Source organism: Nocardioides marinquilinus (genome assembly GCF_039543705.1).
In the GTDB taxonomy this organism is placed as follows: domain Bacteria; phylum Actinomycetota; class Actinomycetes; order Propionibacteriales; family Nocardioidaceae; genus Nocardioides; species Nocardioides marinquilinus.
Window position 1 is genome coordinate 89,240 of record NZ_BAABKG010000003.1, and the last position, 20,570, is coordinate 109,809.

General features: G+C 73.0%; 22 protein-coding genes. 12 read left to right on the forward strand and 10 right to left on the reverse strand.

Annotation, left to right across the window (positions count from 1 at the left end; genetic code table 11):
* Positions 1–13: 13 nt before the first annotated feature.
* The 5 genes from ABEA04_RS11480 (at position 14) to ABEA04_RS11500 (ending at position 6,644) form a co-directional block, all read left to right on the forward strand.
* Entirely contained in the window at positions 14–1,423 is a 1,410-nt protein-coding gene (locus ABEA04_RS11480) for an outer membrane protein assembly factor BamB family protein (protein WP_345458453.1), read from the forward strand.
* 31 nt (positions 1,424–1,454) lie between these two features.
* Positions 1,455–2,333, forward strand: coding sequence for a bile acid:sodium symporter family protein (locus tag ABEA04_RS11485; protein ID WP_345458455.1), 879 nt, complete (start codon positions 1,455–1,457; stop codon positions 2,331–2,333).
* 54 nt (positions 2,334–2,387) lie between these two features.
* Complete coding sequence (gene ccrA / locus ABEA04_RS11490; protein WP_345458457.1) at positions 2,388–3,725, forward strand: crotonyl-CoA carboxylase/reductase; 1,338 nt, start codon at positions 2,388–2,390, stop codon at positions 3,723–3,725.
* A gap of 264 nt (positions 3,726–3,989) precedes the next feature.
* Positions 3,990–5,369, forward strand: coding sequence for a coiled-coil domain-containing protein (locus ABEA04_RS11495; protein ID WP_345458459.1), 1,380 nt, complete (start codon positions 3,990–3,992; stop codon positions 5,367–5,369).
* 105 nt (positions 5,370–5,474) lie between these two features.
* Entirely contained in the window at positions 5,475–6,644 is a 1,170-nt protein-coding gene (locus tag ABEA04_RS11500; RefSeq protein ID WP_345458461.1) for an AI-2E family transporter, read from the forward strand.
* Between the two features lie 7 nt (positions 6,645–6,651).
* Here the strand turns inward: ABEA04_RS11500 and ABEA04_RS11505 are convergent, their stop codons facing one another.
* The 3 genes from ABEA04_RS11505 to ABEA04_RS11515 all read right to left on the reverse strand — a co-directional run bounded on the left by ABEA04_RS11505 (position 6,652) and on the right by ABEA04_RS11515 (position 9,234).
* Positions 6,652–7,725, reverse strand: a complete 1,074-nt coding sequence (locus ABEA04_RS11505) for a hypothetical protein (RefSeq protein WP_345458462.1) — start codon at positions 7,723–7,725, stop codon at positions 6,652–6,654.
* The gene (locus ABEA04_RS11510) at positions 7,725–8,252 is read right to left on the reverse strand and encodes a SigE family RNA polymerase sigma factor (protein ID WP_345458463.1); all 528 of its coding nucleotides are present in this window, start codon (positions 8,250–8,252) and stop codon (positions 7,725–7,727) included. The genes ABEA04_RS11505 and ABEA04_RS11510 overlap by 1 nt, the downstream gene beginning before the upstream one ends.
* A 67-nt stretch (positions 8,253–8,319) precedes the next feature.
* Positions 8,320–9,234 carry an EamA family transporter gene (locus ABEA04_RS11515; RefSeq protein WP_345458465.1) on the reverse strand — a complete coding sequence of 305 codons (915 nt, stop codon included), beginning with the start codon at positions 9,232–9,234 and terminating at the stop codon, positions 8,320–8,322.
* A gap of 99 nt (positions 9,235–9,333) precedes the next feature.
* Here ABEA04_RS11515 and ABEA04_RS11520 point away from each other — a divergent pair, with 99 nt between their 5' ends.
* Positions 9,334–9,867: a CGNR zinc finger domain-containing protein gene (locus tag ABEA04_RS11520; RefSeq protein ID WP_345458466.1), complete on the forward strand. Its 534-nt coding sequence runs from the start codon at positions 9,334–9,336 to the stop codon at positions 9,865–9,867.
* 35 nt (positions 9,868–9,902) lie between these two features.
* Positions 9,903–10,361: an SRPBCC family protein gene (locus tag ABEA04_RS11525; protein WP_345458468.1), complete on the forward strand. Its 459-nt coding sequence runs from the start codon at positions 9,903–9,905 to the stop codon at positions 10,359–10,361.
* A 138-nt stretch (positions 10,362–10,499) separates the two neighbouring features.
* Here the strand turns inward: ABEA04_RS11525 and ABEA04_RS11530 are convergent, their stop codons facing one another.
* From ABEA04_RS11530 to ABEA04_RS11550, 5 genes are all read right to left on the reverse strand, one after another.
* Positions 10,500–11,312 (reverse strand): endo alpha-1,4 polygalactosaminidase, encoded by an 813-nt coding sequence (locus tag ABEA04_RS11530; RefSeq protein ID WP_345458470.1) that lies wholly within the window; start codon positions 11,310–11,312, stop codon positions 10,500–10,502.
* Positions 11,302–12,108, reverse strand: a complete 807-nt coding sequence (locus ABEA04_RS11535) for a hypothetical protein (RefSeq protein WP_345458472.1) — start codon at positions 12,106–12,108, stop codon at positions 11,302–11,304. Before ABEA04_RS11535 ends, ABEA04_RS11530 begins: the two co-directional genes overlap by 11 nt.
* 133 nt (positions 12,109–12,241) lie before the next feature.
* The gene (locus tag ABEA04_RS11540; RefSeq protein WP_345458474.1) at positions 12,242–13,684 is read right to left on the reverse strand and encodes an MFS transporter; all 1,443 of its coding nucleotides are present in this window, start codon (positions 13,682–13,684) and stop codon (positions 12,242–12,244) included.
* A gap of 474 nt (positions 13,685–14,158) precedes the next feature.
* Positions 14,159–15,982, reverse strand: a complete 1,824-nt coding sequence (locus tag ABEA04_RS11545; RefSeq protein ID WP_345458476.1) for a 3-hydroxyacyl-CoA dehydrogenase family protein — start codon at positions 15,980–15,982, stop codon at positions 14,159–14,161.
* 28 nt (positions 15,983–16,010) lie between these two features.
* Entirely contained in the window at positions 16,011–16,538 is a 528-nt protein-coding gene (locus ABEA04_RS11550; protein ID WP_345458478.1) for a GNAT family N-acetyltransferase, read from the reverse strand.
* 24 nt (positions 16,539–16,562) lie between these two features.
* Here ABEA04_RS11550 and nucS point away from each other — a divergent pair, with 24 nt between their 5' ends.
* The 5 genes from nucS (at position 16,563) to ABEA04_RS11575 (ending at position 19,119) form a co-directional block, all read left to right on the forward strand.
* Positions 16,563–17,237: an endonuclease NucS gene (nucS, locus tag ABEA04_RS11555; RefSeq protein ID WP_345458480.1), complete on the forward strand. Its 675-nt coding sequence runs from the start codon at positions 16,563–16,565 to the stop codon at positions 17,235–17,237.
* A gap of 20 nt (positions 17,238–17,257) precedes the next feature.
* Positions 17,258–17,884 carry a DUF952 domain-containing protein gene (locus ABEA04_RS11560; RefSeq protein WP_345458482.1) on the forward strand — a complete coding sequence of 209 codons (627 nt, stop codon included), beginning with the start codon at positions 17,258–17,260 and terminating at the stop codon, positions 17,882–17,884.
* Between the two features lie 9 nt (positions 17,885–17,893).
* Positions 17,894–18,268 (forward strand): hypothetical protein, encoded by a 375-nt coding sequence (locus ABEA04_RS11565; protein ID WP_345458484.1) that lies wholly within the window; start codon positions 17,894–17,896, stop codon positions 18,266–18,268.
* A gap of 94 nt (positions 18,269–18,362) precedes the next feature.
* Positions 18,363–18,704 carry a hypothetical protein gene (locus ABEA04_RS11570; protein ID WP_345458486.1) on the forward strand — a complete coding sequence of 114 codons (342 nt, stop codon included), beginning with the start codon at positions 18,363–18,365 and terminating at the stop codon, positions 18,702–18,704.
* Between the two features lie 91 nt (positions 18,705–18,795).
* A complete protein-coding gene (locus ABEA04_RS11575) occupies positions 18,796–19,119 on the forward strand; it encodes a hypothetical protein (protein ID WP_345458488.1) in 324 nt (107 codons plus the stop codon).
* A gap of 18 nt (positions 19,120–19,137) precedes the next feature.
* Here ABEA04_RS11575 and ABEA04_RS11580 read toward each other — a convergent pair whose 3' ends face one another.
* On the reverse strand, positions 19,138–20,013 hold the full coding sequence (locus ABEA04_RS11580) for an FAD-dependent oxidoreductase (RefSeq protein ID WP_345458490.1): 876 nt from the start codon (positions 20,011–20,013) through the stop codon (positions 19,138–19,140).
* Between the two features lie 32 nt (positions 20,014–20,045).
* Positions 20,046–20,570: a ferritin gene (locus tag ABEA04_RS11585; protein WP_345458492.1), complete on the reverse strand. Its 525-nt coding sequence runs from the start codon at positions 20,568–20,570 to the stop codon at positions 20,046–20,048.

Sequence of the window (20,570 nt, forward strand, 5' to 3'; positions counted from 1 at the left end):
GCACAGCACCCGCATGGTCCCGCTCCACGTCCGTCGTGCCACCGCGCTGCTCGCCCTGCTCCTCGTCGGCACCGTGCTCACCGCCTGCCAGCAGGACGACGACCCCGCACCGCAGAGCGAGCCGACCCCGAGCGAGACGCCCACCGCGACGCCGACCCCCACGCCCGAGCCGCCCGCGGAGCCCGAGCCCGCCGCCCTCGACCCGCTCACCTGGCGCAGTGAGGAGCACCGCGGCCAGCCCCTCGAGCTCCGCCGCCTCGACGGCGACTACGTCGCGGTCGAGACCCAGGCCATCGCGCGCCTGTCCCCCACCGGCGAGTTCCGGTGGCGCTGGACCCCCGACGGCAAGGACGACGTGTGGCCGTTCTTCGCCGGCGACGACGTGGCCGTGGCCGAGCAGAGCCTCAAGCCGAAGGCCGACCACGAGGTCGTCGCGGTCGACCTGCGCACCGGCGACGAGCTGTGGCGGGCGCCGTCCAACGGCTACTCCACCGGCGGCGACGGCCGGGTCTTCACCACCACCTGCACCGGCGGGCGCACCGACGACTCCGACGGCGACTGCACGATGACCGCCCGCGACGCCCGCACCGGCGACCCGCTGTGGGTCGACGACTTCGGCACCTACACCGAGAACACCTTCCTGGTGGGTGAGCGCGACCAGCGGCTGCTCGTCCAGTCGTTCCCCGACGGCAGCAACAGCCAGCAGTTCCTCGTCGACCCCGCCACCGGCGCGACCGTCGACGCCGACGTGCTCGAGGCCTCGAAGGACTACGCCATCTACCCGCCCCTGGCCTCCGAGAGGCTCGAGGTGGTCGAGAGCCGGCGCACCCCGCGGGGCTGCCGCAGCCGCATCAGCGCCTTCGACCTCGACGGCGAGCCGCTGTGGCAGGCCACCGTGGCTGGTCGCCGCACCACGAAGCGGCCGAGGGCCTGCCTCGAGCCGCTGGTCCTCGACACCCCGCGGGTCGACGTCGTCGCCGACTCGGACACCGGCCTGACCGCCCTCGACGCGCGCTCCGGCGAGGTGCTGTGGACCTCGTCCGACTACACCGAGATCGACCAGGTCGCCGACGGCGCCGTGCTGGTCAGGGACGGCTTCGAGCACTCCGCCGCCCTCGACCTGCGCACCGGCGAGCTGCGGTGGCGCATCCCCCACTCGGTCGGCGGCTGGGACGTCGACGGCCGTTACATCGCCGGCAACACCAGCGAATGCGAGGTGACCTGCAGCATCGTGGTCGACGCCCGCACCGGCGACGTCCTGCTCCACCTCGAGGGCGTCTCCGAGAGCTACCTGCCCCCGCGGCGCCCCGGCGGGCGGACGGCGCTGCTGACGCGCATCGACGACGACGAGAGCTACCGCGCCGCCTACGGCTTCACCGTGCTGCCGCGCCTCGGCGACGACGCACCTGCCGCGACCCGCTGACGCGACCGCCGCGCGGCACTAGGGTCCGCGCATGGACTCGGCGCTGAGCACCGTCGGACTGCCGATCGCGCTCGGCATCATCATGCTCGGGCTGGGTCTCGACCTCGCCCTGGCCGACTTCCGCCGGGTCGCCCGGCACCCCCGCGCGGCCGTCGTCGCGCTCGCCTGCCAGCTGGTGCTGCTGCCGCTGGTCTGCTTCGGCCTGGTCGAGCTGTTCGGCCTCGACCCGCTGCTCGCGATCGGCATGATGCTGCTGGCCGCCTCGCCCGGCGGCACCACGGCCAACCTGTTCAGCCACCTGTTCCGCGGCGACGTCGCCCTCAACATCAGCCTCACCGCGGTCAACTCCGTGCTGGCCATCGGCACGCTGCCGCTGATCACCAACCTCGCCATCGACCACTTCGGCCGCGACGACAGCGTCACGATGCCGATCGGCGAGGTCGTGCAGGTCTTCGCGCTGATCCTCGTGCCCGTGGCCATCGGGATGGCGGTGCGCGCCTCCCGGCCCGACTTCGCCGCCCGCATGGAACGGCCCGTGCGCATCGGCTCGGCGGTGATCCTCGCGATCCTGGTGCTCGGCATCCTGCTCGACCAGCGCGAGGACGTCGGCGGCTACCTCGCCGACGTCGGCGTCGTCGCGGCGCTGTTCTGCGTGATCAGCCTGGCCGTGGGCTACGTCGTCCCGCGGGCCGTCGGCGTGCGCGAGCGGCAGGCGATCGCGTCGTCGATGGAGATCGGCGTCCACAACGGCACGCTGGCGATCTACGTCGCGGTCGAGGTGCTCGACTCCACCGCGATCTCGGTGCCGGCCGCGGTCTACTCGGTGCTGATGTTCCCGCTGGCGACGATCTGGGGCTGGGCCGTCAGCCGACGGGTCACCGCCGAGGCCGCGGCACCCGAGCCCGTCTGAGACGTCCCCCACACCGGGCTCCCGACGCGGTTACCAGTCGGTATCTTCCGCGGGATGCAGGCCATCCTCGACGCCATCCAGGCCGGCGACACCGCCGGCGCCGACTTCGCCGCGCTGCCGCTGCCCGAGTCCTACCGGGCGGTGACGGTGCACAAGGACGACGTCGGGATGTTCGAGGGCCTCGAGACCCGCGACAAGGACCCCCGCAGGTCCCTCCACGTCGAGGACGTCGCGCTGCCCGAGCTCGGCCCCGGCGAGGCGCTGGTGGCCGTGATGGCCTCGGCGATCAACTACAACACCGTCTGGACCTCGATCTTCGAGCCGGTCTCGACCTTCGGGTTCCTCGAGCGCTACGGCCGCGTCTCGCCGCTGACCAAGCGCCACGACCTGCCCTACCACGTGGTCGGCTCCGACCTGGCCGGCGTCGTGCTGCGCACCGGGCCCGGCGTGACCAAGTGGCAGCCCGGCCACGAGGTCGTCGCGCACTGCCTCTCGGTCGAGCTCGAGGACCACATGGGCCACGACGACACGATGCTCGACCCGCAGCAGCGCATCTGGGGCTTCGAGACCAACTTCGGCGGCCTGGCGCACGTCGCGCTCGTCAAGGCCAACCAGCTGATGCCCAAGCCCGACCACCTGACCTGGGAGGAGGCCGCCTCCCCCGGTCTGGTCAACTGCACCGCCTACCGCCAGCTGGTCAGCCACCACGGCGGGCAGATGAAGCAGGGCGACAACGTGCTCGTCTGGGGCGCCTCCGGCGGGCTGGGGGGCTTCGCCACGCAGTACGCCCTCAACGGCGGCGCCACCCCGGTGTGCGTGGTCAGCAACGAGGAGAAGGCGGCCATCTGCCGCTCGATGGGCGCCGAGCTGATCATCAACCGCAGCGAGGCCGACCTGAGGTTCTGGAAGGACGAGCGCACCCAGGACCCCGCGGAGTGGAAGCGGTTCGGCGGCATGATCCGCGAGCTCACCGGCGGCGAGGACATCGACATCGTCTTCGAGCACCCCGGCCGCGAGACCTTCGGCGCCTCGGTCTACGTGACCCGCAAGGGCGGCACCATCACCACCTGCGCCTCCACGACCGGCTACATGCACGAGTACGACAACCGCTACCTGTGGATGAACCTCAAGCGCATCGTCTCCAGCCACTTCGCCAACTACCGCGAGTCGTGGGAGGCCAACCGTCTCGTCGCCAAGGGCAGGATCCACCCCACGCTCTCGCGCGCCTACTCGATGGACGACGTCGGCCAGGCCGCGCTCGACGTCCACCGCAACGCCCACCAGGGCAAGGTCGGCGTCCTGTGCCTCGCTCCCGAGGAGGGCCTCGGCGTGCGCGACCACGAGCTGCGCGAGCAGCACCTCGACGCCATCAACCGGTTCCGAGGGGTCTGAGCGGCCGGCAGGGTCGCCGAGCGGGGCAGTTTCACCACTTAAGTGGTGAAACTGCGGGTTGTGCGACGAACCTTCGTCGCACAACCCGTAGTTTCGTCGGCCGTCGCCGAGATAGCGGGCCCCGGCAGCCGTCGGGTGACAACTTCGTGGCGGGTCCGCGCGTCTACCGGATGGGCGCGAGCCTGTTGGGATCGGTGCGCCCGATCAGGGATCATGGGGGCCTTCCCACCCTTCCCCGACCACGACGACCACGAGGACCGCTTGATGACTGACGAGGGCCTGTCCATCTTCGACCAGGAGCCCGAGAACGCCGAGCCGAACGGGCCCAACCGGCCCCACCAGACGGGGCGGGCCGACCAGCGCACGCCCCAGGCGGCCGACGGCCAGCGCACGCAGACCTTCCCCGCCGTCACCGGAGCGCCACCGCGTCCGGTCGTGCCGCCCGCGGCCACCAGCACCACCATCGGCGCCTTCCCCGTCGTGCGCCGCGGCGGCTACGACAAGGCTGCGGTCGACGCCGGCGTCCGCCAGCTCAGCAGCGAGAAGGCGGGCCTGAGCGCCCGGCTGTCCGAGTCCGAGCGGCGCATCGCGGCGCTGGAGGAGCAGCTCTCCGCCGCCCGCCGCGAGATCGAGGAGCAGAAGTCGCCGTCCTACGCCGGTCTCGGCGGCCGGGCCAGCACGATGCTGCGCCTCGCCGAGGAGGAGGCCGACGAGATCCGCGAGGTCGCCCAGCGCGACGCCGCCGACATCCGCACCCAGGCCGAGCGCGACGCCACGGCCATCCGCGCCGACGCCACCCGCGAGGCCGAGGACATGAAGATGGTCCAGCTGCGCGAGCTCGACGAGACCCGCACCCGGCTGCAGGCCGACGCCGAGCAGGAGCGGGCCCTGGCCCGCGGCGAGGCCGACGACATCCTCGCCTCCGCCAAGCGCGAGGCCGACCAGGTCCGCCTCGCCGCCCAGCAGGAGACCAGCGAGATGCGCACCGCCGCCACCCGCGAGGTCGAGCAGCAGCGCGCCGCCGCCGACCGCGAGGTGCAGGAGGCCCGCCGCACCCTCGCGGTGGAGAAGGAGCGGCTGGCCCGCGAGGCCACCGACCACCACAACACCGCCATGGCCGAGACCCGCCGCCTGGTCGAGGAGGCCGAGCAGCGGGCGCAGGCCGCCGAGCAGCGCGCCACCGAGGCCTCCGCCCAGGCCACGGCCAACCGCGCCGCCGCCCAGCAGGAGGGCGAGGCGCTGCTGCAGCGGGCTCGCCGCGAGGCCGAGCAGGTCGTGGCGGCCGCCGAGCACCAGGCCGAGAGCACCAAGGCCAGCCGCGACGAGGCCGTCCAGCGCCAGATCGCCGCCACCCGGGCCGAGCTCGAGCGCCTGGTCAAGCGCCGTGACTCCATCACCGCCCAGCTGGCCGCGCTGCGCGACGTCGTCGCCGGGTTCGCCCCCGACGCCGACGACGAGCCGGACGCCGCTGTGTCGGCCGAGCCGGCCGAGCCGGCCGACGCCCCCGCCGACGCCACCCACGCCGTCGACGCCTCCGAGCTGTTCGCCGACGACGAGGACGAGACGGACGAGCCGGACGAGCCGGACGCGGCCGGCGACGCCCCGGCGTCCGACGCCACCGTCGTGCGTCCCGCCGCTCGCTGACCGACCGGGCCGCCTACCGCCCGACGGAGCCCGCCCGACCGACGCAGCCCCGACCCGCCCGGCGACACCGTTCGCCGGGCGGGTCGTGGCTGCCATGATGCGCGCATGACCGGCGAGCGCGAGGCCCCCACGGCCGGTGAGGGCGTGGCGTCCGTCGACGCCCCCGAGGCGGCCGACGAGACCTTCCCGCCCGATCCCGCCGCGCCCTGGCCCGAGGAGACCGAGTACGGCCACCAGGGCAAGCCGTTCAGCCGGCGCAACCCGTTCTTCATCGGCTTCGTGGGCGCCGCCGGTGCGCTGACGGCGTGGTTCATCTTCGAGGCGCTGATGGGCATCGGCTCGGTGCTGATGCTGGTCGTGGTCTCGATGTTCCTGGCCTGCGGCCTCAACCCCGCGGTCGAGTTCCTCGGACGCCGCGGGCTCTCGCGCGGCTGGGCCTGCGCCGTGGTCATCGTGGCCGCGCTGACCACGGTCGGGCTGTTCCTGGTGGCGATCGTCCCGGTCATCACCGACCAGGTCGCCTCGCTCACCGAGCAGGTGCCCGGCTGGCTCGACGACCTGCAGAACAACGCCACCGTGCGCGAGCTGGACGCCGAGTACGGCGTGATCGACAAGGTGCAGGAGTACGTCGCCAACGGCGACTTCCTCGGCAGCGTCTTCGGCGGGGCGCTCGGCCTCGGGCTGCGGGTGCTCTCGGCGCTGTTCAACGTCTTCATCGTCGTGGTGCTGACGCTGTACTTCCTCTCCTCCCTCGAGCTCACCAAAAGCGCCATCTACCGCCTCGCCCCCGCCTCGCGGCGCGACCGCGTCGCCCGGCTCGGCGACAAGGTGGTGCGCAACGTCGGCGGCTACGTCTCGGGCGCGTTCGTGGTGGCGATGTGCGCCGGCCTGTCGTCGCTGACGTTCCTGTTCATCGTGGGCCTCGGCGAGTACGCCGTGGCGCTGGCCTTCGTGGTGGCGCTGCTCGACATCATCCCGATGATCGGCGCCACGCTCGGCGCGATCGTGGTCACCGCCATCGGCTTCGCCACCGACGTGCAGATCGGCGTCGCCTGCGCGGTCTTCTTCCTGATCTACCAGCAGGTCGAGAACTACGTGATCTACCCGCGCGTGATGCGCCGCTCGGTCGACGTGCCCGGCGCCGTCGTCGTCATCGCCGCGCTCGTCGGCACCGCGCTGCTCGGCATCGTCGGCGCGCTGCTCGCCATCCCCACCGCCGCGGCGATCCTGCTGGTGGTGCGTGAGGTGGTCGTGAAGCGGCAGGACACCCGGTAGCCGGCGCTCAGCCCTGCACGCCGATGAAGCGGCCGTAGACCCACCGGCCACTCAGCGGGCCGACCAGCAGACGACGGAACACCGGCGTGGCCCATGGGACCGTCGCCTCGGTGACCTGGTGGTCCGGCCCGCCTGGGTGCTCGTAGGTCGTCGTGGTCGCGATGCCGCAGGTGAGGTCGTAGACGACGTCGCGGAACAGGGTGATCCCCGGGCCGTACGGGTCGTCGAAGATGCCGGTGACCACGACGACCTCGGACGGCGGGAGGCTGCAGCGCCGTGCCGCGGGCGCGCCGCCGACGGCGTCGACGGTCGTCTCGAACAGCTCGTCTGTGACCGGTGAGGCGTAGACGAGGTCGCCGCCGCGGTAGGCGCAGAGGTGGGCGGACCGGAAGGTGCCACCGCCCTCCATCGTCCTGTCGAACCGGGCCTCGGGCACACCGTCGAGGTCGGGGTCGCAGAGCCCGCCGGGCTCGACCGAGCCCAGCACGCGGGCCCGGAGGTCCGCGTCCTGAGCCGCGACGCTGACGCGGGTGCCGGCGACCTCGACCGTCTCGCGGGTCCAGCCGTCACCGAGGTCCTCCACACCTGGACCGGCGCCGGGGACGTCGAACCACACGTAAGGAGCGGTGGGCGTCGCGTCGGGACCCGGTGTGAAGCAGGCGTCGGTGACCCCGATCGGGCGTCCGACGTAGGGCGTGCCGGTCGGCAGGTCACCGCACAGGCCCGGGTTGCCGTAGCCCCAGTCGGCCGGCACGTCGACCTGCACGCCGCGCCAGTACTCGGTGCGCCACGCGGTCGGCTCCGGATCGCCGCCGTCGGTCGCGGCGGTGACCCTGGGAGCGGCGGAGTCGGCGGGGCCGGCGGGCGCGTCGTCGTCCCCGGTGCGGGTGGTGGTCACCACGACCACGGTCCCGACGACCAGCGCGACGGCCGCAGCGGCACCGAGGACGGCGAACCGGGCGCGCCGTCGGCGCGAGGCAGCGGCGCGGGCGCGGCCGACCACCGCGGGGTCGGGCTCGGCCTGCTCGGCCTGCCGGGTGAGTCCCTCGCGCACGGCGCGGGCCAGCTCGTCGTCGTCCATCAGGCCTGCTCCTCGCCGTCGTCGGTCAGGGCCCGGCGCATCGCCGTGAGCCCGCGGTGCACGTGGGAGCGGACCGTCGCCTCGGTGACGTCGAGCACCCGGGCGATCTCGGCGTAGTCGAGGTCCTCGTAGAACCGCAGCACCACCGCCGCCCGCTGCTGCGGCGGCAGAGCCGCGCAGACCCGCCACACGGCGTCGTCGCGCGCGACCCCCTCGGCGAGGTCGCCGCCGCTGCCCTCGAGACGCACCTCGGCCACCGACGTCTCACGCCGCGCCCCGCGCCGCCACGCCGAGACGTGGGCGTTGACCACCATCCGGCGCACGTAGACGTCGGGGTCGTCGGTGCGCGAGACCCGGCCCCACCGCGCGCACGCGCTGGCGAGCGCCGTCTGCACCGCGTCGTCGGCCGCGTGCTGCGAGCCGGTGACGAGGTAGGCGAAACGGGTCAGCGACGCCAGGCGCGAGGCGGCCCAGCTCTCGAAGTCGGCGTGCTCGACGCCGCGACGGCGCCGCGGCAGCTCGGTCACGCTCCCATCCACGCACCACTCACGCCGCGCACGGCGGATCTGTGGCAGTCGACGGCCGACTTTCTGCTCAGGCGGGGACGGCGTCGGGCTCGGCGCCCACGACGGTGCGCTCACCGAGCTTGACGCCCAGCACGCCGGCGAGGATGAGCGCGCCGCCGAGCAGCTGCACCGGCCCGGGCAGCTGGTCGAGCAGCAGCCAAGCCCACAGCACGCCGGCCACGACCTCGCTCAGCGCCACGAACGAGGCCAGGCGGGAGCCCAGTCGACGCGCGGCGGCGATGCCGGTGACGTAGGCGACGGCGGCGGTGACGACGCCGAGCAGCACCAGGGGCAGCCACACCGGCACGCTCGTGCCGAGGTAGTCGACCGGCGCGCCGTCAATTGTCATCGGCATCAGCCCCACCAGGCCGAGCAGCGCCAGGACGGCGGCGCCGGCGACGAGCCCGCCCGCGGCCAGCGCGATCGGAGGCAGGCCGGTGGATTCGTCACCGTTGACGATGAAGTAGGTGGCGCAGCCGACCATCGCGCCGAGGGCCCAGAGCACGCCCGGCACGCTCAGGTCGGCCCCGGAGAGCAGGTCGAGCACCAGCACCAGGCCGAGCGCGCAGAGGCCCGCGCCCACGAGCGTGACCGGACCGGGCCGCTGCCCGTGGCGCAGCCACAGCCACACCACCACGGCGGCGGGCGCGGTGTACTCGATGAGCAGCGCCGGGCCGACCTGCATGTGCGAGACGGCCGAGAAGTAGCAGAACTGCGCCGCCGCGACGGCGAGCGCGCCGTACATCGCGATGAGACCGGCGTTGCGGCGCAGCAGCGACCACCGACCGCGCAGCGCCCGGACGCCGAACGGCGCCACGATGAGGGCGGCCAGCCCGATGCGCACGAGGACGACGGAGCCCGCCGTCCAGCCGGAGGCCAGCAGCGGTGTGGCGAGCGCACCGCTCAGGCCGAACGAGGCGGCCGAGACCAGGGCCAGGCCCAACCCCGCCGGCGCGGTCGAACCTGCACGTCCCGTCGGTCTGTCATGCGTCAACGCGCTCATGGGTGATGACGCTACGGTCCGGTCCGGTAACCTGTCAACGTGGTATTCGCCCATGACGTCGAGATGGCCCTCCAGGCCGCGACCGTGCTGGCCAACAGCGCCCTCGAGCCCGTGACGATCCGCTCCCCCGCCGAGCTCGCCACCTGGTTCGAGGACTTCTCCTACACCGGCCGGCACGACGAGGACGACGACGAGCTGGCCGCCGTCCTCGACCTGCGCGGCGAGCTGCGCGAGCTGTTGACCGCCTCGCGCGACGAGGCCGTCGTCCTGGTCAACCGGATGCTCGCCGAGGAGGGCGCGCTGCCCCAGCTGGTGCGCCACGACGCCTTCGACTATCACCTGCACGCCATCACCTCCGACGCCCCGCTGCGCGCCCGCATCCGCGTCGAGACCGCGATGGCGATGGTCGACGTCATCCGCGCCGACGAGATGTCGCGGCTCGGGGTGTGCTCCGACGACGACTGCGAGGGCGTCGTCCTCGACCTCTCGCGCAACCGCTCGCGCCGCTTCTGCTCCACCGCGTGCGGCAACCGCAACGCCGTCGCGGCCTACCGCAGCCGCCAGCGCGGGTGAGGCAGCCCCACCCGGGCCCCGCCTAGCGTCGAGGCATGCCCACCGTGACCCGTACCTTCACCGTCGAGCCCGCCCCCGCCACCGTGATCGACTACCTCAAGGACTTCAGCCACGCCGAGGAGTGGGACCCCGGCACCGAGTCGTGCACTCGCCAGGACGCCGGCCCCGTCCAGGTCGGCAGCACCTTCCACAACGTCTCGAAGATCGCCGGGGTGACCACCGAGCTGACCTACCGGCTCGAGGAGCTGACCCCGAGCCTGGTGAAGTTCCGCGGCGAGAACGACTCCGCCGAGACCACCGACACCATCACCGTGACGCCGAGCGGCACCGGCAGCGAGATCCACTACGAGGCCGTCATCGAGGCCAAGGGCACCGCCGGCAAGCTGGCCGAGCCGGTGATGAAGCTGCTCTTCGAGCGCATCGGCACCAAGACCGAGAAGCAGATGACCGAGGTGCTGAACCGGCTCACGCCCGGCCCGGCCTCGCCGGCCTGAGCCGCGGCCGGGTCTCCCTGAGCGGAGGCCGGATCAGCCGGGTCGGGTGCCCGACACCGGTGTGGCGACCGGGCACGGGCACACGACCGCACCACCCGGGTCCACTGACCCGCCCGACCCGACGGAGCCGGGCCCGCCTCAGCAGAAGCGCGGCGTGTACGACGGCCGCAGGGCGAGGTCGCGCAGCACCACGGGGTGCGTGCGGCCGTAGCCCCGGCACGCCTCGCGGAAGTCGGCGGCTCGGTACTCGACCATGACGACGTCGCGCCCGAAGTCGGCCACGTAGGCGCCGCACTCGTCCCACTGCGCGCACGACTCCGCCACGGCGAAGTCGAAGCCGATGCGCGTGCCGTCGTAGCCGGCCAGGTTCTTCTGCGCGACGGCCAGGCCGACGTCGTGGGCCCGCTCGACGAGCAGACGCGCGAAGGCCAGGGCGTCGGCCCGGTCGAGCAGGCCGCGGCTGCGCGTGAAGGAGTCGAGGTTGTCGTACTCCACGGCGTCGAACCCGTCGCGCGCGCAACCGGCGGTCCACCGGCCGACGATGGCGGCCAGGCGCTGCCGCTTCGCGGGCGTACGCAGGTCGAGCAGCCACTCGCCCCAGTTGGCGTCGACGACCGGCTTGCCGCCGCGCTTGAGCACGAGGTCCCACCGCTCGCGCCAGAACCGCTTCTCGTTCGGCTGGGTCTGGAAGCCGTTGACGTAGCAGATGTTGTAGCGCCCGGCGGCGGGCCGGGCGGTGCGGTCACGGGCGACGATGCCGACGTGGCGCGGCGTCGCGTCGGCGCCGCCGAGCTGGTAGTCGGCGTCGGTGCCGCGGGGCAGGCCGACGACGTCGTCGACGCCGTCGGCCACGCGGGCGCCCGCGGGTGCGGCGGGCGCGGTGGTCAGGAGGGTGAGCGCGAGGACGGCGAGCAGGAGGCCGACGAGGGGCCGTCGCAGGTCAGAAGCCACCGTCGAACCCTCCCCCGTCGAAGCCCCCGCCGTCGAACCCGCCGGCGTCGAAGCCGCCGCCGTCACCTCCGTCGTAGCCCCCGCCACCCCCGTCGAAGCCCCCGTCCATGCCCCCGTCCATGCCGTCGAGGCCCGGGCTCATCGCGCTGATGAGCAGCCCGGCGAAGACCGCGTTCATCACCATCGAGCTCGCGAAGTAGCCCGCGGCGTAGGGCTCCACGGCCGGCCCGGCGTCCCAGTAGGGGCGCCGCTTGGCGCCCAGCTGCACCTGCCGGACGTCGGGGTCGGCGCCGGCGGCGACCCGCTCGGCGTCGAGCGCGCAGGCCGGCACCTCACGCTCGGCGCCGCCGCCGGGCCGGTAGGCCACGTCGGTGACCGACAGGCCGTGGCGCGGGTCGAAGAAGCACGGCGGACGACGCGTCGGCAGCGGCTCACCGGCCACCCGGGCCCGCACGCACGCGGCGGCGTAGCGGCCGTCGTCCAGCACCTTCGTGACCTCGCGCAGGTCGTCGGGGGCGGCGATGGCGTCGGCCGAGGTCTTGGCGGCCTCGTAGGCGTCGAGGGCGCGTTGGTAGTCGGCCCGCTCGCCCTCGTCGAGGCGGCGGCCGGCGAGCTCGAGGTCGAGCTGCTGCAGCTCCTCGCCGAGGGCGGTGACGTCCTCGAAGGCGAGCCTGCGCACCGGCGCCAGCGCGTGCTCGCGGCGCTCGGCCTCGCGGGCCCGGTTGCGGCGGCCGGCGAGCGTGCCGATGATCGCGAGCACCACGACCACGCCGAGGACGACGAGCAGGGCTGTCATGACGACACGGTAGCCAGGCCCGGGTCGACGCCGGCGGCTCGCGCGAGCGCGGTCCGGGCGCGGTCAGGCCGTGGTCGGCCCGCCCTCGGCGGTGAGGGGAGCCGGCCCGTCGGCGACCACGCGGGCGACGACGTCAGCTCTCGACCGTCAGCGGCTGGGCGATGCTCTCGAGCGACTGGCCCTCGGCCTTCACCCCGAGCGCCGCCTCGACGAGGCCGCCGGCGATCATCAGCGCCGCGCCGATGTAGTAGCCGATCGCGATGACGGTGATGTCGGACTCGCCCACGCCCTTGTCGATCAGCCAGCCGAACAGCAGCGGTCCGGCGATGCCGCCGGCCGCCGTCCCGATCGCGTAGAAGAACGCGATGCACAGGGCGCGGGTCTCCATCGGGAAGATCTCGCTCGCGGTCAGGTAGGCCGCGCTGGCCCCGGCGGAGGCGAAGAAGAAGATGACCGCCCCGAAGACGGTCAGGGTGGTGGCCGAGAGGCTGTCGAGGCTCATCCCGGCGACGGCCAGCAGCACCCCGGAGAGCACGTAGGTGCCGGTGATCATCTTGACCCGGCCGAGGCTGTCGAACAGCGGGCTGAGCAGCAGGGCACCGGCGAAGTTGCAGGCCGCGAAGATCGCGAGGTACCAGCCGGTCTGCTTGACGCCGAAGAACTCGCTCATGGTGTCGCCGTAGGTGAAGAAGAAGGCGTTGTAGAGGAACGCCTGGCCCACGAACAGCGAGAAGCAGAGCACGGTGCGCCGGGGGTAGAGCGTGAAGACGGTGCGCGCGATCAGGCCGATGCCGATGGAGTGGCGCTGCCGCACGGTGATGGTGTCGTGGGGCTCCGAGAGCCGCTTGCCGGTCTCGTGCTCGACCTCCTGCTCGATGCTCCGCACGATCTCCTCGGCCTCGTCCTCGCGGCCGTGGATGAACAGCCAGCGGGGGCTCTCGGGCACGTGGCGGCGCACGACGAGGATGCCGACCGCCAGGATGCCGCCGAGGCCGAACGCGAGCCGCCAGCCCCAGCTGGCGTCGATGACGTTGGGGTCGAGCAGCGGGATGGTCAGCAGCGAGCCGCCGGCGGCGCCGAGCCAGAACGAGCCGTTGATGGCGACGTCGACGCGGCCGCGATAGGCGGCGGGGATCAGCTCGTCGATCGCGGAGTTGATGGCGGCGTACTCGCCGCCGATGCCGGTGCCGGTGAAGAAGCGGGCGATGAAGTACCAGGTGGGGTTGGGCGCGAACGCGGTGGCCACCGTCGCGACGGTGTAGACCCCCAGGGTCAGCAGGAACAGCTTCTTACGGCCGAACCGGTCGGTGAGCTGGCCGAAGAACAGCGCGCCGACGCACGCGCCGGCCACGTAGGCGGCGCCCGCGAAGCCGATGTCGAAGCTGCTCATCCCCAGGCCGGTGTCGTTCGGCTTGAGGGCGTCCGACATCGAGCCGACGATCGTGACCTCGAGGCCGTCGAGGATCCACACGGTGCCGAGGCCGATCACCACCATCCAGTGCCACCGGGCCCAGGGCAACCGGTCGAGCCGCATGGGGATGTCGGTGGTGATGCGACCGGTCTCGACGGAGCTCATGGCACCGTCCTACTCCTCGCCACGACCGGCATCCCCACCCCCGGAGGGGAGGGCGGACGCCGCCCGCCCGGGGCGGCGGTGAGGTGGTTTCCGTTCGCGCCCGTCATTCGGTCACCCACTCACCGCCCGGCCGGGGTGAGGCGGGGCGGCGGTGAGCTGGTGACCGTTCCGACCCACGATTCGGTAACCCACTCACCGCCCGGCCGGGGTGAGGCGGGGCGGCGGTGAGCTGGTGACCGTTCCGACCCACGATTCGGTAACCCACTCACCGCCCGGCCGGGCCGAGGCGGGGCGGCGGTGAGCTGGTGACCGTTCCGACCCGCCATTCGGTAACTCACTCACCGCCGGGCCGGGGTGAGGCGGGGCGGCGGTGAGCTGATGACCGTTCCAACTCAGGATTCGGTAACCCACCCACCGCCCGTCCGGGCCGAGACGGCGGCCGACCCGGCCGACGCGGCGGCCGACGTCAGCGCGTCAGCGGCGCGAGTAGTCCCGGAACCCGCGCTGGGTCTTGCGGCCCAGGTAGCCCGCGGTCACCAGGTGCTCCAGCAGCGGCGCCGGGGCGAAGCCGGGCTCGCGGAACTCCTGGTAGAGCTCGCGCTGGATGGCGAGCGAGACGTCGTTGCCGACCACGTCGAGCAGCTCGAAGGGCCCCATCGGCAGGGCGCAGCCCTGCTTCATGGCGAGGTCGATGTCGTCGGCGGTGGCGTAGTGCGCCTCGAGCATCCGGACGGCGTCGTTGAGATAGGGGAACAGCAGCGCGTTGACGATGAAGCCGGCCCGGTCGGCGCAGCTGACCGCCACCTTGCCGAGCGTCTCGCACAGCGCCCGCGCGGTCTCGCTGACCGCCTCGTCGGTGACCACCGTCGAGACCACCTCGACGAGCTTCATCACCGGCGCCGGGTTGAAGAAGTGCAGGCCCACGACGTCGCGCGGACGCGAGGTGGCCTGCGCGCAGGAGATGACCGGCAGGGACGACGTCGTGGTCGCGAGGATCGCGCCGTCCTTGCAGATCTCGTCGAGGTTGGCGAACAGCGTGGTCTTGGCGCCGAGCTGCTCGGCGATCGCCTCGACCACGAGGTCGGCGTCGGCGAGGTCGTCGAGCGAGGTCGACCCGGTGAGCCGGCCGAGCACGGCGGTCCTCTCGTCCTCGGTGGCGCGGCCGCGCTGCACCTGCTTGTCGAGGCTGCGCCCGATCGCCTCGACCACCCCGTCGACCTTGTCGGCGCTGCGCCCGACGAACAGGACGTCGTAGCCGGCCTTGGCGAAGACCTCGACGATGCCGGTGGCCATCGTGCCGGTGCCGACGACGCCCACCCGGTCGACGGTGTGCCGCAGCCTCGGGGCGTCGGCGGCCGACGGCGTCCGGTCGTCGGCCACCACGACGGGGCTGTCGGCGGCCTCGTAGGTGTAGAAGCCGCGGCCGGTCTTGCGGCCGAGCATGCCCGCGGTGACCATCTGCTTGAGGATCGGCGTGGGCGCGTGCAGCCGGTCGCGGCCCTGGCGGTACATGGTCTCGAGGATCTCGTAGGCGGTGTCGAGGCCGATCAGGTCGAGCAGCGCCAGCGGACCCATGGGGTAGCCGCAGCCGAAGCGCATGGCGGCGTCGATGTCCTCGCGGGTGGCGAAGTGCGCCTCGTACATCGAGGCGGCGTGGTTGAGGTAGCCGAACAGCAGGGTGTTGGCGATGAAGCCGGCCTTGTCGCCGCAGACCACCGGGCTCTTGCCGAGGGTGTCGAGCAGGGCGCGGATGTCGTCGAGCACGTCGGGCTCGGTGACCACCGTGCGCACCACCTCGACCAGCTTCTGCACGGGCGCGGGGTTGAAGAAGTGGACGCCGACCACGCGGCCCGGTGCCGAGGTGGCCGAGCTGAGCTCGGTGACCGAGAGCGAGGAGGTGTTGGTGGCCAGCACGGTCTCGCGCGAGACGACCTCGTCGAGCTGCTGGAAGATCGCCTTCTTGACCGCCATCGACTCCACGACGGCCTCGATGACGAAGTCGGCCTCGTGCAGGTCCTTCAGCGAGGTGGTGAAGCTGACCCGGCCCAGCAGCTCGGCCTGCTCCTCCTCGGAGAGCTTCTGGCGGCGCACGGCGCGGTCGGTGGAGTGCGTCAGGTGCTGGTGGCCGCGCTCGACGGCGTCGTCGTCGACCTCGGCCCCGATGACGCTGTAGCCGTGGCGGGCGAAGACCTCGGCGATGCCGGCGCCCATCGTGCCGAGCCCCACGACGCCGATGGTGCGGAAGGTGCGCGGGGAGCGGCCGGCCTGCTCGGACGACGCGGTCATCTCGGTCGACATGGCGCGATCATCGCACGCAGGCGGGGGCTCAGCGGGGCCTGGTGAGCGCGACGTCCATCACCACGCGGGGGCCCGCCGCGTCGAGCCCGAGCGCCTGCTCCCGGGCCCGCAGCCGCTGCTGGAACGGCTCGGGCCGCGCGACCTCGCCGAAGCCCAGACCGGCGTAGAACGGGCCGTTCCACGGCACGTCGCGGTAGGTGGTGAGCGACATGCGGCCGAACCCGGCCCACCGCGCCTCCTCCATGGCCGCGCGCACCAGGGCCGTGCCGATCCCGCGGCGTCCGGCGTCGGGCAGCACCGAGACCTGCTCGAGGTGGGCCACCAGGTCGTGCGGGACGACGTGCGCGAACCCGACCAGCCGGCGCTCGTCGACGGCGACGAGCAGGAAGCCGTGCCCGGCGCGGTCGGCCCCGCTCGGGGCGGGCGCTGAGAGCGCCGGCACCCGGGCCATCGTCTCGGCACCGAGGTGCTCGGTGAACAGGGCGACGCCGGCGTCCTCGACGGCCGCGAGGCGGCGCAGGTCGGAGGGTCGCGCCAGGCGGACTCGGACGGTCACGGGGCCACGGTAGATTCGCGCCCCGTGAGACTCGTCGTCGCCCGGTGCCAGGTCGACTACGCGGGGCGGCTGACGGCTCACCTGCCGATGGCCACGCGGGTGCTGATGATCAAGGCCGACGGCTCGGTGCTGGTGCACTCCGACGGCGGCTCCTACAAGCCGCTGAACTGGATGTCGCCTCCGTGCACGCTGCGCGAGGGCACCACCGACGACGGCGCCGTCGAGTGGACCGTCACGAGCAAGACCGACGACACGCTGCGCATCCTCATCGAGCAGATCCACCACGACACCTCCCACGACCTCGGCGTCGACCCGGGCCTGCAGAAGGACGGCGTCGAGAAGCACCTGCAGGAGCTGCTGGCCGAGCACCCCGCCACGCTCGCCGACGGCCTGACGCTGGTGCGGCGCGAGTTCCCGACCGCGATCGGACCGGTCGACCTGATGTGCCGCGACGCCGACGGCCTGGCCGTGGCCGTGGAGATCAAGCGGCGCGGCGAGATCGACGGTGTCGAGCAGCTGACGCGCTACCTCGAGCTGCTCAACCGCGACCCCCTGCTCGCCCCCGTGCGCGGCATCTTCGCCGCCCAGGAGATCAAGCCCCAGGCCCGCGTGCTCGCCACCGACCGCGGCATCGCCTGCAGCGTCGTCGACTACGACGCCCTGCGCGGCATCGACGACTCCGAGCACCGGCTCTTCTGAGCCCGAGAGAGACCGCTGCCGTGCGCATCTTCCACCTCGCCACCGTCGCCGACTGGGACGCCGCCCGCCGGGCCGGGCGCTACACGACGTCCACCCGGGGGCGCACGCTGGCGCAGGAGGGCTTCATCCACGCCAGCCGGGGCGACCAGTGGCAGGGCGTGCGCGAGCGCTACTACGCCGACGTCGACGAGCCGCTGGTGCTGCTCGTGATCGACACCGAGCGCCTCACCTCCCCCGTGGTCGACGAGGAGGTGCCCGGCTCCGGCGAGACGTTCCCGCACGTCTACGGGCCGATCGACGTCGACGCGGTCGTCGGCACCATCCCGCTCGAGCGCGACGGCACCATGGCGCCGTCGGTCACCCCGACGACCCCGGCCGCCGCGACAACACCCGCCGCGACGACCCCGGCCGCCGAGACGACACCGACCACCGACGGCTCCTCCTTCAGCCGGGTCTTCCTGGGCGAGGTGTTCCGCAACCTGCTGGTCGCGAGCCTGGTGCTCGCCCTCACCGTGGCGGGCACCGTCGCCGGCCGGGGCGTGGACGAGGAGTGGGGACCGCTCGTCGGTGCGGTCGTGGGCCTGGTCGTCGGCGTGATGGTCGCCCGCTCGGTCGTTCGGCTGCGCGGGGGCGGGTCGCGCGGCTAGCGTCCGCGCATGCGCAGCGAGCCGGCCCGTCGTCCCCTGGCCCTGGGGGCGGTCTCCCTCGCCGTCGGCGTGGGCCTCGGCGGCTGCTCGTGGTCGGGCCTGAGCATCTTCGACGGGTTCCTCGACGTCTTCGAGCCGGAGAGCGCGGGCGACGTCACCTGCGGCCAGTGGCTCGACCAGAGCACCGAGCAGCGGCGCTCCAGCGTCGTCGACCTCATCGAGGACAGCGACGACGAGGCCGTCCAGGACACCCTCGACGAGTTCGAGGCCGGCGACGAGCGCGACGACTTCCTCGACAGCATCGCCGAGTTCATCACCTCCGAGTGCGAGAGCAAGGGCGAGGACGACACCCGGATCGGCGAGTACGTCTATGCCGACTTCTGACCAGGTGGGTCCACGGCCGGCCGAGCGGACCCGTCCAGACCACCGGCGGCCTGCCTCTCTCCTTCACCCCTTTCGACAGGCTAGGGTTCGCGCCGTGAGCCTCCGAACTGACATCACCCGCCCCCGCTCCTCCCGCTCCCGCATGGGTCTGCTCGTCGCGGTCCTCGCGCTCGGCGGCACCCTCACCGCGTGCTCGAACGCCGGCAACGTCACCTGTGGCGAGTTCAGCGACCAGGACGCCGGCGCGAAGCGCGACACCGTCGTCGACCTCATCGAGGACAGCGACGACGACAACGTCAAGGACACCCTCGACGGCTTCGAGGGCGAGGAGCGCGACCTGTTCCTCGACGGCATCGCCGAGTTCGTCACCTCCGAGTGCGACAGCAAGGGCGACGACGACACCGAGATCGGCGAGTACGTCTACCAGGACTTCTGAGCCGCCCGGCGGTCTCACCTCCCCTCCCACAGCGACTCCCTCGGGGCGCGGGCGCCATGCCCGCGCCCCGAGGTCATCTGAAAGGCCCCCCATGACCACCACGCGACTCCCCCGACTCCCCCGCGTCCGCCGCTCCGCCGGCGTCCTGCTCGCCGCCCTGCTGCTCGGCAGCGGCCTGACCGCCTGCGGCGGCGACCCGGGCGACACCACGTGCGGCGAGTACCTCGACAAGTCCGACGACGAGCGGGCCGACCTGCTCGAGGACGCCGTGGACCAGGACGGCGACGACGAGGCCAAGGAGGCCTTCGACAACGCCTCCGACGACGAGAAGAAGGTCATCTCCGACCTCATCGCCTCCACGTGCGAGGGCGAGGACGCCGACACCAAGCTCGACGATGTCGACGACTTCAGCTGACGACGTGAACCGACGGGCTCAGCCGACGTCGGCGACCGGCTCGGTCACGAGCCGGACCACCTCGTCGGCACACCCCCACGCCACGGTGACGCCCGCGCCGCCGTGCCCGTAGCAGTGCACCACGCGCCCCACCCGTTCCAGCCGGACGGTGGGGCGTTGTGGTCGCAGCCCCACCTTGTGCCGCAGCACCCGCGCCGTGGCCACCTCGGGCACCAGGCGGGCCGCGCGGGCGAGGATCGCCGCGGCCACCGGCGGTGAGGGCGTGCGGCTCCACTCGCCCTCGTCGTGGGTGCCGCCGACGACGAGGTCGTGGCGACGCGGGACGACGTAGGTCGGTGCCTCGTCACCGGCCCGGTCACCCGCGTCGACGCACCAGCGGTCGAGCCCCGGCAGGTCGACGTACAGCACCTGGCCGGCGGCCGGCACGACCCCCCGGTCCCCGCCGAGCAGCCGCGCGCCGAGCCCGGAGCAGTTGACCACGACGTCCAGCTCGCCGCCGGGCGCCGGCAGGGCCGACAGGTTGAGCCGGGTCACCGTGCCGCCGAGGGCCTCGATGCGCGCGACCAGCCACGGCAGGAACGTGGGCATGTCGACCAGCGGCGCCTCGCGCTCGCCCTCGCCGACCACGGTGCCGGACGCCGTCCGCACGCCGTGGGCGTCGACGTCACCGTCGGCGGCCAGGTCGGTGAAGACCTGCTCCGAGCGCGCCGTCCACGCCGAGACCCGGTCGGCCGGGCCGATGCGGTGCGGCAGCACGAGGCCGGCGGCGATCGCCGAGGTGGTCTCGAGCGGTAGGTCACGGGCGACCACGTCGACGCGGTGCCCCGCCTCGAGCAGCCGGACGGCGCAGGTCAGCCCCACCACCCCGGCGCCGACCACGAGCACGCGACCCATGGGGCGAGTCTGCCCGACGGCCGTGCCGGGGGTCAGGCCCCGGCGATGCGGGGCGCGGTGGCGTCGGCGCCCTCGCCGCCCTGCTCGCGCGCGACGTAGTCCTCGATGTCGTCGATGTCGTCGGCGTTGCGGGTGACCACGGCGAGCAGGTCGCTCATCGTGGCGACCTCCTCGACCTGCTCCTTGATGAACCACTGCATGAACTGCTCGGAGGCGAAGTCGGTCTCCTCGCGCGCGGTGCGCAGCAGCTCGTTGATCTGGCTGGTGACCTTCTTCTCCTGGTCGAGCGCCAGCTGCACCGGGGCGACGACGCCCTCGAAGCGGGCCACCGGCGCCTCGACGCCGGGGATGACGGCGTCCTCGTCGGTGTCGAGCAGGTAGCGGACCATCATCATCGCGTGGTCGCGCTCCTCGAGCGCCTGGGCGTAGAAGAAGGCCGCCATCTGCGGCATCGTCAACGCGTCGTAGTGGACCGCGATCGCGAGGTACTGGTTGTGCGCGGCCAGCTCGTGGCCGATCTGCTGGTTCAGGCACTCCACGAACCGGGGTGCGGGCAT